The sequence below is a fragment of the Achromobacter sp. EB05 genome (genome assembly GCF_044232075.1).
In the GTDB taxonomy this organism is placed as follows: Bacteria; Pseudomonadota; Gammaproteobacteria; order Burkholderiales; family Burkholderiaceae_B; genus Achromobacter; species Achromobacter dolens.
On record NZ_CP155917.1, the window covers coordinates 3,843,059 to 3,856,268 of the forward strand.

12 protein-coding genes are annotated in these 13,210 nt (G+C 68.5%); 5 read left to right on the forward strand and 7 right to left on the reverse strand.

What is annotated here, in order from left to right; genetic code table 11:
- Nucleotides 1-7 precede the first annotated feature (7 nt).
- From AAID08_RS17370 to AAID08_RS17380, 3 genes are read left to right on the forward strand one after another with little or no spacing between them, the layout of a single operon-like run.
- The gene (locus tag AAID08_RS17370) at nucleotides 8-763 is read left to right on the forward strand and encodes an SDR family oxidoreductase (protein WP_064525916.1); all 756 of its coding nucleotides are present in this window, start codon (nucleotides 8-10) and stop codon (nucleotides 761-763) included.
- Between the two features lie 10 nt (nucleotides 764-773).
- Nucleotides 774-2,297, forward strand: coding sequence for a lysine--tRNA ligase (gene lysS, locus AAID08_RS17375; RefSeq protein WP_054445149.1), 1,524 nt, complete (start codon nucleotides 774-776; stop codon nucleotides 2,295-2,297).
- Between the two features lie 15 nt (nucleotides 2,298-2,312).
- Nucleotides 2,313-2,636, forward strand: coding sequence for a hypothetical protein (locus AAID08_RS17380; RefSeq protein WP_049073202.1), 324 nt, complete (start codon nucleotides 2,313-2,315; stop codon nucleotides 2,634-2,636).
- Nucleotides 2,637-2,690: 54 nt separating this feature from the next.
- On the opposite strand, the gene AAID08_RS17385 is transcribed toward AAID08_RS17380, so the two are convergent.
- Nucleotides 2,691-4,199 carry a PLP-dependent aminotransferase family protein gene (locus AAID08_RS17385; RefSeq protein WP_175188690.1) on the reverse strand — a complete coding sequence of 503 codons (1,509 nt, stop codon included), beginning with the start codon at nucleotides 4,197-4,199 and terminating at the stop codon, nucleotides 2,691-2,693.
- A 177-nt stretch (nucleotides 4,200-4,376) separates the two neighbouring features.
- Here AAID08_RS17385 and AAID08_RS17390 point away from each other — a divergent pair, with 177 nt between their 5' ends.
- Entirely contained in the window at nucleotides 4,377-5,624 is a 1,248-nt protein-coding gene (locus AAID08_RS17390; RefSeq protein ID WP_395756709.1) for a benzoate/H(+) symporter BenE family transporter, read from the forward strand.
- Nucleotides 5,621-6,448, forward strand: a complete 828-nt coding sequence (locus AAID08_RS17395; RefSeq protein WP_343720070.1) for a YggS family pyridoxal phosphate-dependent enzyme — start codon at nucleotides 5,621-5,623, stop codon at nucleotides 6,446-6,448. Before AAID08_RS17390 ends, AAID08_RS17395 begins: the two co-directional genes overlap by 4 nt.
- A 13-nt stretch (nucleotides 6,449-6,461) precedes the next feature.
- On the opposite strand, the gene AAID08_RS17400 is transcribed toward AAID08_RS17395, so the two are convergent.
- The 6 genes from AAID08_RS17400 to AAID08_RS17425 are packed head-to-tail and all read right to left on the reverse strand — an operon-like array spanning nucleotide 6,462 to nucleotide 13,208.
- The gene (locus tag AAID08_RS17400) at nucleotides 6,462-7,115 is read right to left on the reverse strand and encodes a TetR/AcrR family transcriptional regulator (protein ID WP_054502159.1); all 654 of its coding nucleotides are present in this window, start codon (nucleotides 7,113-7,115) and stop codon (nucleotides 6,462-6,464) included.
- A complete protein-coding gene (locus tag AAID08_RS17405) occupies nucleotides 7,112-8,266 on the reverse strand; it encodes a thiolase family protein (RefSeq protein ID WP_064525920.1) in 1,155 nt (384 codons plus the stop codon). The genes AAID08_RS17400 and AAID08_RS17405 overlap by 4 nt, the downstream gene beginning before the upstream one ends.
- Nucleotides 8,263-10,116: a long-chain fatty acid--CoA ligase gene (locus tag AAID08_RS17410; RefSeq protein WP_064525922.1), complete on the reverse strand. Its 1,854-nt coding sequence runs from the start codon at nucleotides 10,114-10,116 to the stop codon at nucleotides 8,263-8,265. The genes AAID08_RS17405 and AAID08_RS17410 overlap by 4 nt, the downstream gene beginning before the upstream one ends.
- Nucleotides 10,113-10,907, reverse strand: a complete 795-nt coding sequence (locus AAID08_RS17415) for an ABC transporter ATP-binding protein (protein ID WP_054415813.1) — start codon at nucleotides 10,905-10,907, stop codon at nucleotides 10,113-10,115. The genes AAID08_RS17410 and AAID08_RS17415 overlap by 4 nt, the downstream gene beginning before the upstream one ends.
- A gap of 40 nt (nucleotides 10,908-10,947) precedes the next feature.
- Entirely contained in the window at nucleotides 10,948-12,129 is a 1,182-nt protein-coding gene (locus AAID08_RS17420; RefSeq protein ID WP_064525925.1) for an ABC transporter substrate-binding protein, read from the reverse strand.
- A gap of 41 nt (nucleotides 12,130-12,170) precedes the next feature.
- A complete protein-coding gene (locus tag AAID08_RS17425) occupies nucleotides 12,171-13,208 on the reverse strand; it encodes a branched-chain amino acid ABC transporter permease (RefSeq protein WP_054443672.1) in 1,038 nt (345 codons plus the stop codon).
- Between the last annotated feature and the right edge of the window lie 2 nt (nucleotides 13,209-13,210).

Below are 13,210 nucleotides of genomic sequence, written 5' to 3' on the forward strand. Positions count from 1 at the left end.
TTCACGCATGTCCGACACCATCGCAATTCTCACCGGCGCTTCGCGCGGCATCGGCGCCGCCATGGCGCGCGGCCTGGCCAAACCGGGCACCCGCCTGATCACCCTGGCGCGCCGCGAAGACCCCGAACTGGCCGCCTACGCCCGCTCGCAGGACGCGCAGCTTGAACAGGTGTCCGTGGACCTCTCGGACCTGGCCGCGGCCGAAGCGGCCGCGCGCCGCATCTGCGACGCGCTGCCGCGCGACGCCCGTCGTTACCTGCTGATCAACAACGCCGGCACCGTGCACCCCGTGTCCGGCACCGACGCGCTGATCGACGGTCCGGCGATTGCCGCCGCCTTCAATCTGAACGTCACGGCCGTGATGCTGCTGACCGCGCGCTTCCTGGCCGCGGTCGAAGACCTCAAGGCCGACCGCCGCGTGCTCAACATCTCCTCCGGCGCCGGCCGCAACCCCAACGCCGGCTGGGGCGTGTACTGCGCCACCAAGGCCGCGCTCGACATGTACTCGCGCGTGGTCAAGCAGGAACAGGGCGAGAACGGCGCGCGCGTCGTCTCGCTAGCCCCCGGCATCGTCGACACCGACATGCAGGCCGCCATCCGTTCCAGCGATCCCAAGAGCTTCCCGGCGCTGGCCAAGTTCCAGGACTTCCACGCCACCGGCAAGCTGTCTTCGCCCGCCAACGTGGCTTCCCGCATCCTCGCCTACCTGGATCGCGACGATTTCGGCGCCACCGAAATCGACGACATCCGCAATTACGACTGATCCCCCGACCATGACCGACCACACGACCGCTCCGGCAACCGCCCAGGATGAAAACCGCTTGATCGCCGAACGGCGCGCCAAGCTGGCCAAACTGCGCGAAACCGGGGTCGCGTATCCCAACGATTTCGTCCCCGACGCCCGCGCCGCGGCCCTGCACGACAAGTACGACGACCAGACGCAGGAAGCCCTGGCCGCCGCGCCCGTCACCGTCAAGGTCGCCGGTCGCATGATGCTCAAGCGCGTCATGGGCAAGGCCAGCTTCGCCACGCTGCAGGACAGCACCGGCCGCATCCAGATCTACCTGGACCGCGGCACGCTGGGCGAAGACAGCTACGCCGCGTTCAAGCAATGGGACATCGGCGACATCATCGCGGTCGAAGGGTCGGTCTTCAAGACCAACAAGGGCGAACTGTCGGTGCACGCCGCCACGGCGCGCCTGTTGTCCAAGTCGCTGCGCCCGCTGCCGGACAAGTTCCACGGCGTGGCCGACCAGGAGCTGCGCTACCGCCAGCGCTACGTCGACCTCATCATGACCGACGCCACGCGCCGCACCTTCGAGGCGCGCAGCAAGGCCGTGGGCAGCATCCGCCAGTTCATGCTGAACGCCGGCTTCCTCGAAGTCGAAACGCCCATGCTGCACCCGATCCCGGGCGGCGCGGCGGCCAAGCCCTTCGTCACGCACCACAACGCGCTGGACATGGAAATGTTCCTGCGCATCGCGCCCGAGCTCTACCTCAAGCGCCTCATCGTCGGCGGCTTCGAACGCGTGTTCGAGGTCAACCGCAACTTCCGCAATGAAGGCGTGAGCCCGCGCCACAATCCGGAATTCACAATGATGGAGTTCTACGCGGCCTTCGCGGACTACCGCTGGCTGATGGACTTCACCGAGGAACTGATCCGCCAGGCCGCCATCTCGGCCACCGGCAGCGCCGTGCTGACCTACCAGGAACGCGAGCTGGATCTGTCCAAGCCGTTCGACCGCCTGACCATCTGCGAAGCCATCCTCAAGTACGCCCCGGGCTACACCCAGGCGCAACTGGACGACCCGGCCTTCGTGCGCGCCGAACTCAAGAAGCTGGGCGCCGACGCCGACGGCCCGGTGCTGGCGCGCGCCGGCCTGGGCGCGCTGCAGCTCGCGCTGTTCGAGGAAACGGCTGAAGCCAAGCTGTGGAACCCGACCTACATCATCGACTACCCGGTCGAAGTGTCGCCGCTGGCGCGCGCCTCCGACACCCGCGAGGGCATCACCGAGCGCTTCGAGCTGTTCATGACCGGCCGCGAGATCGCCAACGGCTTCTCCGAGTTGAACGACCCCGAAGACCAGGCCGAGCGTTTCCGCTCGCAGGTCGAGGCCAAGGACGCCGGCGACGAGGAAGCGATGTACTACGACGCCGACTACATCCGCGCGCTGGAATACGGCATGCCCCCGACGGGCGGCTGCGGCATCGGCATCGACCGCCTGGTCATGCTGCTGACCGACAGCCCCAGCATCCGCGACGTCATCCTCTTCCCGCACCTGCGCCGTGAAGACTAAGACGCGGGCGGCATCATGATCGTCAAGATCCTGATGCTGGCGGCGGTGGTTGCGGCGCTGTTCTTCATGGTGATGCAACCCCGCCGCGGCCGCGGCGGCTACGCCACGGGCCCCGCGCCCGCGCGGCGCACGCCGCTGTTCATCGCGCTGTGCCTGGCCACGGCGCTGGCCCTGACCGGCACGCTGGTCACCGCGGTGATCTGGATGGGCAGCGTTGCCGGCGGCGTGACCGGCGGCGGCTACCATGGCGAAGCCGATTTCCTCCTGACCATCGCCGGCGCCCTGCTGGCGATCGCCGTGGCCTGCGGGGTCGGCGCCTTCCTCAAGCGCAAGGGCTGATCCCGCGCCTCGGGCCGTCCACAAGCGACCGCCCTCCGCGGCGCCATGCCCACCCTACCCCTTCTTCCTTATCGCGACCGCCAGGCGCCGCATGGCCAGGTCGATCTCATGCGCGCTGAGCGAGGCATAGCCCAGCAGCCAACCTTGCAGCGCGGGCGTATCCGCATACAACCGCGCCAGGCCTGGCAGCACCAGCCCCGCCTGCGCGGCGCGGCGGATGGTGTCGGCCTCGGACCATCCCGGCTCCAGCAGGCACGGCACCTGCAGTCCACCTTCGGGACGCAGCGCGCGCGCCACGCCCGCCAGATGCTTTCCGACCGCGTCCAGCATGGCCTCGCGCCGCGCCGCGTACAGCTTGCGCATGGCGCGCACGTGGGCGTTGTAATGGCCATCGGCCATGAAGCGCGCCAGCGTCAGTTGCAGGACCTGCGGCGTATGGCCGTCGACGATGCTGCGCGCGCGGCTGAAGGCGCCGACCAGCTCGTCCGGCAGCGCCATGTAGCCCATCCGCAACCCCGGATAGAGCGTCTTGCTGAAGGTGCCCAGGTAGATCGTGCGGCCGTGCCGATCCAGGCCTTGTACGCACGCGGTCGGCAGGCCGTCGTAGTGGAATTCGCTGTCGTAATCATCCTCGATGATCCACTTGCCGTTTTCGGCCGCCCAGCGGATCAGGTCGAACCGCCGCTCCAGCGACAGCGTCGCCCCGGTCGGATACTGGTGCGACGGCGTCACATAGACGCAACTGGCGCCGCTGCGGTCGGCCCGCAGCAGGTCGGTGCGGATCCCGTGCGCATCGACGTCGATCGGCACCACCCTGGCCTCGGCGAACTCGAACGCCTTGCGGGCGCCGAAGTAGCCCGGGTTCTCCAGCAGGATCGGCTTGCCGGCATCCGCCAGCAACTGCGCGCACAGGAACAGCGCCTGCCGCGTGCTGCTGAGCACCACGATCTGCTCGGCACGGATCCGGGCGCCACGCTCCAGGTTCAGATAAGTCGCGATCGCGCGGCGCAAGGGCTCGGCGCCCTGGGGATCGCCGTGCAGCAGCACATGGCCGCGATGGTCCTTCATCACCTGCCGCTGCAAGCGCTCCCACACCTCCGTCGGAAAGGTGCGGGTCTCGGGCAGCCCGGTGGCGAATGCCTGGATCGTCTGCTGGTCGGTCACGCCGCCGCTGTCGAAGATCGCGCGGCCGCGCCGGCTCAGGCCGGCCGCGGGCGCGGCCGGTTGCGCCGTCGCCCGGCGTTCGCGCTGCGGGGCGCGGCGCCGCGCCGAACCGCGCAGTTCGGTGCCGATGGTCTCGGACACATAGCTGCCCGAGCCCTTGCGCCGCGCGATGAAACCGTCGCGCTGCAACTGCACGTAGGCATTCTCGACCGTGTCGCGGGCCACCCCCAGCAACTGCGCCAGCGCGCGGGTGGCGGGCAGCTTCACGCCGGGATCCAGGTCGCCGTCCAGCACCAGCGCGCGCAAGGCGCGCTGGATGCGCAAGTGCAGGTCGAGCGGCGCCAGGTCGGCGTCGCCCATACGGATTTTCAGCGTCTCAAGCGCGAAGGTCTTGCTCATGGGGTCTGCCCGCGGGCGATGAAAGGGTTACTGGCAGCCTGCCATTCCAGGCGAGGCAGAAGTCGTCGCAGCGAAAAAGTGGTCTGGCACGCATTGCCAAAGTGTACTGCCTTGACAGTCCAATGCCGCGCTACAAAGTGGTCTGCCATTCAACCTTTCCCGCTTCCCACCGCCCCCATGTCATCGCCTAGCGCCTCTTCCCTGTTCCCGCGCGACCTCGTCCACCCCATCGTCGCCGGCCTGATCTCGGTCATCGTCAACTACGGCGGCACCTTCATCCTGGTGTTCCAGGCCGCCAAGGTCGCCGGCCTCAGTCCGGCGCTCACGGCCTCCTGGGTCTGGTCGGTGTCGATCGGCGTGGGCATCACCGGCATCGTGCTGAGCTGGCTCAGCCGCGAACCGGTCATCACCGCCTGGTCCACGCCCGCCGCCGCCTTCCTGGTCACGGCCCTGGCGACCACGCCGTATGCCGAGGCCATCGGCTCCTACCTGGTCTCGGCCGCCGCCTTCGTCCTGCTCGGGCTGTCCGGCTGTTTCGACAAGGCCATCCGCCTGATTCCTCCGGGCGTCGCCGCCGGCCTGCTGGCCGGCATCCTGCTGCCCTTCGGCATCGGCGCCTTCGGCGGCATGAGCCTGGACCCGCTGCTGGTGGGCTGGCTGATCCTGGCCTACGTCGCGCTCAAGCGCTACACCGCGCGCTACGCCGTGGTCGGTATCCTGGTGTCCGGCCTGGCGCTGCTACTGGCGCAGGACCGGGTCGACCTGTCGGGGCTGCGGCTGGAGTTCGCCGCCCCCGTCTTCACGGCGCCCGAGTTTTCGCTCAATGGACTGTTGAGCGTGGCGCTGCCGCTGTTCCTCATCACGCTGACGGGCCAGTACATGCCCGGCATGCTGGTGCTGCGCAACGACGGCTTCAAGACCAGCGCCAATCCCATCGTCACCCTCACCGGCCTGGGCTCCCTGCTGATGGCGCCGTTCGGCTCGCACGCCTTCAACCTGGCCGCCATCACCGCCGCCATCTGCACCGGCCGCGAAGCGCACGACGACCCGTCCAAGCGCTGGATCGCCGGCATCGCCGCGGGCGTCTTCTACATCCTGGTCGGCATCTTCGGCGTGACGCTGGCCGCCGTGTTCATGGCACTGCCCGCGACCTTCATCACGACGCTGGCGGGCCTGGCCCTGCTGGGCACCATCGGCGGCAGCCTGGCCAGCGCGCTGGCCGACGCCAAATCGCGCGAGGCCTCGCTCATCACCTTCCTGGCAGCCGCCGCCAACATCAAGCTGTTCGGCATCGGCGGCGCCTTCTGGGGCCTTGTGATCGGCCTGCTGGCGCACGCCCTGCTCAATGGGCGCCTGCCGCGGCGCGCGGCCCGTTACACTGCATCGACGCGTTCCGACTCCGCGCACAAGCAACTGGTGAAATGATGACGACTTGCCCCGACAGCGCCGCGGCCACGCCAGCCGACGGCGACACCCAGACCCGGCACGACCAGCATGGCCGCTATCCGCAGGCCCTCAGCGTCGAGGATTTCCAGCACAACCTGGCGACGATCCGCGCCCGCATGGCGGCCGCCTGCGATCGCGTCGGGCGCGATCCGGCCAGCGTGCAATTGCTGCCGGTCAGCAAGACCATGGATGAATCCCGCATCCGGCTGGCCTACGCCGCCGGCTGCCGCCTGCTGGGCGAGAACAAGGTGCAGGAAGCGCACCGCAAATGGCAGAACACCACCGACCTGGCCGATCTGCGCTGGTCGGTCATTGGCCACCTGCAGACCAACAAGGCCAAGCTGGTCGCGCAGTTCGCGACCGAATTCCAGGCGCTCGACAGCCTGCGGCTGGCCGAGGCGCTGGACCGGCGCCTGCAGGCCGAGGGCCGCGCGCTGGACGTATTCGTGCAGGTCAACACCTCCGGCGAGCCCAGCAAGTATGGCCTGGCGCCCGACGACGTGGCGGCCTTCCTCCAGGCGCTGCCGGCCTACTCCGCGCTGCGCGTGCGCGGCTTCATGACGCTGGCGCTGTTCTCCAGCGAGGCCGAGCGCGTGCGCCAGTGCTTCGTGCTGCTGCGCGGCCTGCGCGACCGTCTGCGCCAGGAGGCGCCCGCCGGCATCTGCCTGGACGAATTGTCGATGGGCATGTCCGGCGACTTCGAGATCGCCATCGAGGAAGGCGCCACCCTGGTGCGCGTCGGCCAGGCGATATTCGGCGCGCGCGCGCTGCCGGACAGCCACTACTGGCCGGGCAGCGCCTGACCCGCCAGGCGCTTCAGCCGACCGGCCAGCGCCCCGCCCCCTCCGGCAACGTCGGCAGGCTGGCCCGCAGCATCTCATCGATGAACGCGGCGGGGCGCAGCCGGCCCTCGGGCTTGTACCACTGCACCGTCAGATTCATCGCGCCCAGCACGCAACGCTTGATCACGCGCGCATCGCCGCGCAGCAGGCCGGCGGCCACCGCCGCCGCCACTGCGTCCTGCCACATCGCCTCGTAACGGTCGCTCAGCACCTTGACGCTGGCCTGGCTGGGCGCCGACAGGCTGCGCCACTCGTAGACCAGCGCATTCATCGCGTCGCCGCCGGCGCCGTGCAACATGCTCCACATGTGCACGCGGAACAGCGCCGCCAGCCGGTCGGCTGGCGCCGGGTATAACGCCAGGGCCTGGCGGCCGGCATCCAGCACTTCCTGAATGCCGTTGTTCATCACCGCCACCAGGATTTCCTCCTTGCTGCGGAAATGGTGGAACAGGCTGCCGGACTGCAGTCCCACGGCGCGCGCGAGCTCGCGCACCGTGGTGCGCTCGTAGCCGTGCTTGCGAAACAGGCGGGCCGCGGTCAGGATCACTTCGGCGCGACGCAGCGATTCCGCGCCGTCCTCATGCCCGGCCGGCATCGCGCCCGACCCTTGCCTGCCGATCCGATTCATAGGCGTTCGATGATCGTCGCTGTCGCCATGCCGTGTCCGATGCACATGACCTGAAGGCCGAAGCGGCCATCGGTGGCGCGCAGCCCCGCCAGCATCTTGGCCATCAACGCCGCGCCGGTCGCGCCCAGCGGATGGCCGTGGGCGATGGCGCCGCCCCACGGATTGACCTTCGACGGATCGGCGCCCAGCGTTTTCAGCCAGGCCAGCACGACGCTGGCGAAAGCCTCGTTGATCTCGATCCAGTCGATATCCGCCAGTTGCAGGCCGGCGTGCGCCAGGGCGCGTTCGGTCGCGGGGATGACACCGGTCAGTTGCAACACAGGATCCGAGCCGATCGCCACCCGCGCGCGGAACCGCGCCTGCGGCCGCAGCCCGTCGGCCAGCGCCACGGCGCGATCCGCCAGCAGCACCGCCGCGGCGCCATCGGCCAGTTGGCTGGCCTGCGCCGCCGTCACCTTGCCCAGGCCGGGCGCGCGCATGGCCGGCGCCAACGCCGCCATCTTGGCGGGGTCGGCGTGCTCGCGGATGCCTTCGTCGCGCGTCGGCGCGCCAGCCGGGGCCGGCAACAGTTCGGCATGGCGCCCCGCGCTGGCCGCCTGCCAGGCGCGGGCATGGCTTTGCATCGACCAGGCGTCCAGTTCTTCGCGGCTCAACTGCCATTGCTCGGCGATGCGCTCGGCGCTCTCGATCTGGTGAATCAGCGGATAGCGCCGCAATAGTCCGGGGTTGAGCGACTCAAAGCCGCGGAACTCGCGCTGTCCCAGCGTCACGTCCAGGAACATCGGCACGCGGCTCATGCTCTCGACGCCACCGGCCACCACGTAGCGCATATCGCCCGCGACAATCGCCTGCGCCCCGAAATGCACCGCCTGCTGGCTCGATCCGCACATGCGGTTCAACGCCACGCCCGGCACCGTGTCCGGCAGGCCCGCCAGCAGCGCGGCCAGGCGGCCGATGTTGGCGCCCTGCTCGCCCGCCTGGCTGACGCAGCCCGCCAACACGTCGTCCACCTGCTCCGCCGGCAGGCCTGCGCGGGCCAGCACGCCCTGGATGGCAATGGCCAGCAAGTCATCGGGCCGGGTATCGGCCCACCAGCCGCCGCGCCGCCCAAACGGCGTGCGCACCGCTTCCACGATCACCGCTTCGTTCATGCCGGCGTCTCCTCGGCGTACAGCCGTTCGATCTCATCCGCATAGCTGCGATAGATGCTGGCGCGCCGCACCTTCATGGTCGCCGTCACCTCGCCATCGTCATGGTCCAGTTCCTTGGTCAGCAGATGGAAGCGCTTGATCTGCGCCACGGGCGCCAACCCCGCATTGGCGCGCGCCACCTCGCCCGCCACCAGCTCGCGCACCTGCCCGCATTCGGCCAGCGAGCGGAAATGGGTGAAGGCGATGCGCTGCGATTCCGCCCACTTGCCGACCGTCTCGAACTCAAGCTGGATCAGCGCCGCCACGTAGCGCCGGCCGTCGGCGACGATCACGCATTCCTTCACGTACGGACTGCTCTTGACCGCATTCTCGATCTCGGATGGCGTCAGATTCTTGCCGCCCGCCGTGATCATGATGTCCTTCAGGCGATCGACGATGCGCAGTTGGCCGTCCCGCACCGCGGCCACGTCGCCCGTGTGCAGCCAGCCGTCGCGCACCGTGTCGGCGGTGGCGGCGTCGTTCTTGTAGTAGCCCGCGAACACCATCTCGCCGCGCACCTGCAATTCACCCGCCTCGCCCAGGCGCCATTCGACGCCCAGGATCGGCTCGCCCACCGTGCCCCCCTTCACGCGGTCCGGATGCTGGCCGAAGATCATGCCGGTCGACTCGGTCAGGCCATACACCTCCACCAGCGGCACGCCGAGATTGCGGAAGTAGCGCACCACCTCGGGCGCGATCGGCGCCGCCCCCGTCATCGCCACCCGCACACGCCGCAGGCCGATGAAGTTCTGCAGGGCCCGCAACACCAGCCAGTACCACAAGGCGTAGGTCAGCCGTTCGCCCGCATTGCGCTGGCGCGCCGACTTTTCCGCGAACGGCGCGCAGGCCGCCATGGCCCGCCGATACAGCCAGCGTTGCAGGCGCCCGGCCTCCTGCATCTTGATCGAGATCGACGCGTGCAGCTTCTCCCAGATGCGCGGCACGCCCAGGAATAGGGTCGGCGCCACTTCGCGCAGATCCTCCTGCACGGTGCGAATCGATTCACCGAAATTGACCTGCGCGCCCAGGTAGATCGGCACGAAGGTCGACAGCATCTGCTCGGCCACGTGGCACAGCGGCAGGTACGACAGATGCACGCTGCGCGCATCCATGCCCAGCCGCTCGGCAATGCCGGGGGCCACGCCGCGCATGTTGCGGTAACTGAGCATCGCGCCCTTGGGCTTGCCGGTCGAACCCGAGGTGTAGATCATCAGGCCCAGGTCATCCAGCCCCTGCGTGTCCAGCAACTCATTCAACGCCTGCAACCCTTCCGCCTCCAGCCGCTGGCCGTCGGCCTCCAGCTCGGCGAATGCGATGATGCGCGCGCGTTCGGCCGGCGCGTAGGAACGCAGCCCCTTGGTCTCCATCACCACGATGCGCCGCAACAGCGGCAGCCGGTGCGCCACCTGCAGCACCTTGTCGGTCTGCTCCTGGTCCTCGCACACCACCAGTTCGACGTCGGCATGCTCCAGCACATAGCCCATTTCCTCGGCCGGGCTGGTCGCATAAACACCCACCGCCACGCCGCCGACCGCGCCCGCGCCCAGTTGCGCCAACAGCCATTCCAGGCGATTGTCCGCCACGATCGCGACCCGGCCGCCGCGCGACAGTCCGGCGGCCCGCAGCCCCAGCCCCACGCGGCAGGCGCGGCGCCAATACTGCGACCACGACACCGGCTGCCAGATGCCAAAGTCCTTCTGCCGCACCGCGATGCCATCCGGCTGGCGCCGCGCCTGTTCGCGCAGCATCTGCGGCAAGGTCAGCGCCGGCCAGGCCTCTCCGGCCGAGCCAGGGTCGATCGGCCCGTTCATGACAGCCAGCGCTTGCGGCGCTTGTAGTGCTTGATGTCGCGAAAGCCGCGCGCCTCGCCCGCGCCGCCCACGCCCAGGTAGAACTCGCGCACGTCGGGATCGGCCGCGAGCTTCTCGGCCGTGCCGTCGATCACCACCTTGCCCGTCTCCATGATGTAGCCGTAGTGCGCCACCGCCAGCGCCACGGACGCGTTCTGCTCGACCAGCAACATCGACACCCCCTGTTCGCGATTGATGCGGGCGATGATGGAAAAAATGGTTTCCACCAGCATCGGCGACAAGCCCAGCGACGGCTCGTCCAGCAGCATCAGCTTGGGCTGCGCGATCAGCGCCCGCCCGATCGCCAGCATCTGCTGCTCGCCGCCCGACAGATAGCCCGCCAGTCCGCGGCGACGCTCGTACAGGCGCGGGAAATAGCCATACACCAGATCGAAGTCGGCCTTGGCGCCCGGCCTGCCGCTCAGCGCGTAGGTCGCCGCCACCAGGTTCTCCTCGACCGACAGGTCCTCGAACACGCGGCGCCCCTCCATCACATGCGCCAGTCCGGCGCGCACCAGGTTCTGCGGCCGCGCGCCGGCGGTGTCGCCGCCGTCGAACAGGATGCGCCCGCGCGCCAGCTCGCCGTCCTCCAGGTCGAGCAGGCGCGACACCGCCTTCAGCGTGGTCGACTTGCCGGCGCCGTTGCTGCCCAGCAGGGCCACGATGGCGCCGGCCGGCACCGACAGCGACAGGCCGCGCAGCACCTGCACCGCCTTGTTGTAGACCACCTCGATGTTGTTGATGTCCAGCACCGTCGGCGGCGACGCAGCGTGTCCGGGATTCACGGGCGCCTCACTGCAGCACGATCCAGTCGGATGCCGGCACCATCTGCTTCTGCTTGGCATCGGCGCGATAGATCCGGCCCACCGGAATCGAATTGCCCTTGATGCTGATCGGCACGCCGATCAGCCCGCCGGTGTCGAAGTCCTTGATGCCCTCCAGCGCCGCCTTCATGTTGGCGCTGGTCAGTTCCTTGCCCGCCTCCAGCGTGCGCTTGGCCACCTCGGTGAACAGCATCGCCGCCAGGAAGCCCTGCATGTAGCCGGTGCTCTGGTATTGCGGCCGCATCTCGCGGATCTTCTTGAGCATCGGCGCGTCGGCCGTCTCGTCGTAGTAATAGCGGTACGGCATCACGCCCATGAAGCCCTCGGCGTCCTCGCCCATCTGCATCACGGTGGAGTTGTCCATGGTCCAGAACGTGCCCATGTAGCGCGTCTTCAGTCCCATGCGCTTGCCCTGCCCGACGAACTCGGGAATCGGCGCCAGCACGTAGCCGTGGAAAATGGTGAAGTCCGGATCGGCGCGGCGCAGCTTGATGACCTCGGTCGACACGTCGACGCTGCCCGGCGGCGTCATGATCTCGGTGGCCACCGTCAGCCCCAGCTTCTGCGCCACCGCGCGCGAGCTGGCGATCGGGTCGCGCCCGAACTCCGTGTCCGAATACACGAACGCCACCTTGGCGCCCGGCTTCTCCTTGGCGATGTAGCGCAGCAGGATGCCGAACATCTCCGTGTAGTCCGGCCCCAGCATGAACTGCGCCGGATACTTGGCCGGGTCATTCAGCTCGGTGGCGAACGACGCGCCTGTCATCAGGATGTTGCCCGAACGGTTCAGTTCGGCATTGATGGTCTTGGAGAACCCGGTCGAATCGCCATAGTAGAAATTGACCTTGTTCTGGCTGGTGATCTTCTTGAAGGCCGCCACCGAAGCATCCACCTTGTAGGCGGTGTCCTCCGGCACGTAGCGCAGCTTGCGGCCCTTGATGCCGCCCTGGTCGTTGACGATCTTGACGTAGTCGGTGATGCCGGCATGGATGCCCTGCCCGGCGAACGCGAACACCCCGCTCAGCGGGATCGAGCCGCCCAGCACCAGGTCCTCCTCGGCCTGGGCCGCCGGCGCCGCGGCCAACGCCAATGCCACGCCCAAGGGGGCCAGCAACTTCGATAAACCGCTGCCTATCCGGATGCGCTTCATGGTTTCGTCTCCTGGTTCTCTTGGGAATACGCGGCCGCCGTCTAGGTGCGGAATGGCCACAGATGGAAGTAGCGGCGCACGCGGCGCCAGATTTCCGCGAGCCCGTGCGGCTCGAAGATCAGAAAGCCCACGATCAGCAGGCCGAACACAATGGTGCGCACCGGCGAGATCAGCCGCAGGGCATCGCCCCCCACCGGCAGCCAGCCCACCACCAGCTTGAGCAGTTCGGGCACCATGGTCATGAACACGGCGCCCAGGATCGATCCCAGGATCGACCCCATGCCACCCACGATGATCGCGGCCAGGAAGAAGATCGACATGATCAGCGGAAAGCTCTCCGGCGTGACCACGCGGAAGAAATACGCCCACAGGCCGCCCGCCACGCCCGCATAGAACGACGACAGCCCGAACGACAGCAGCTTGTAGCGCAGCAGGTGGATGCCCAGCACCTCGGCGGAAATGTCGCGGTCACGGATCGCGATGAACGCGCGGCCGATGCGCGTGCGGAACAGGTTGGCCGCGCCCAGCACCATCAGCGCCGTCAACGGCACGATCAGCCAATAGATCTTGAACGACGTGTCCAGATCGATCCCCAGCAGCCGCGCCGGCGGCACCTGCAACCCGCCCGTGCCGCCCGTGAAGGCCCAATTCGCGAACACGAAGTGCGCGATGAAAGACGCCGCGATGGTCGAGATCGCCAGGTACAGCCCCTTGACCCGCAGCGACGGAATCCCCACCAGCAGCCCGCCCAGCATCGCCACCACGCCGGCGCCCAGCAGGTTGAGCAACACCGGCGTGCCCAGCCGCAGTTCCATCACCGCCACCGTATACGCGCCCAGCCCCATGAAGGCGGCCTGCCCCAGGCTCACCAGCCCGGTGTAGCCGGTCAGGATGTTCAACCCCGTGGCGCTGGCCACGTTGATCGCCACCAGGCACGCCAGGTACAGCCAGTAGGCGTCGGCCACGAACGGGAACAGCGCCAGCGACGCCGCCAGCAACGCCAGCCACAGCCGCTGGGTTGTTGTGTCGAACAGCGCCTCGTCGGCCTGGTAGGTCTCTTTCGCGGTCGCGATGCGCATGG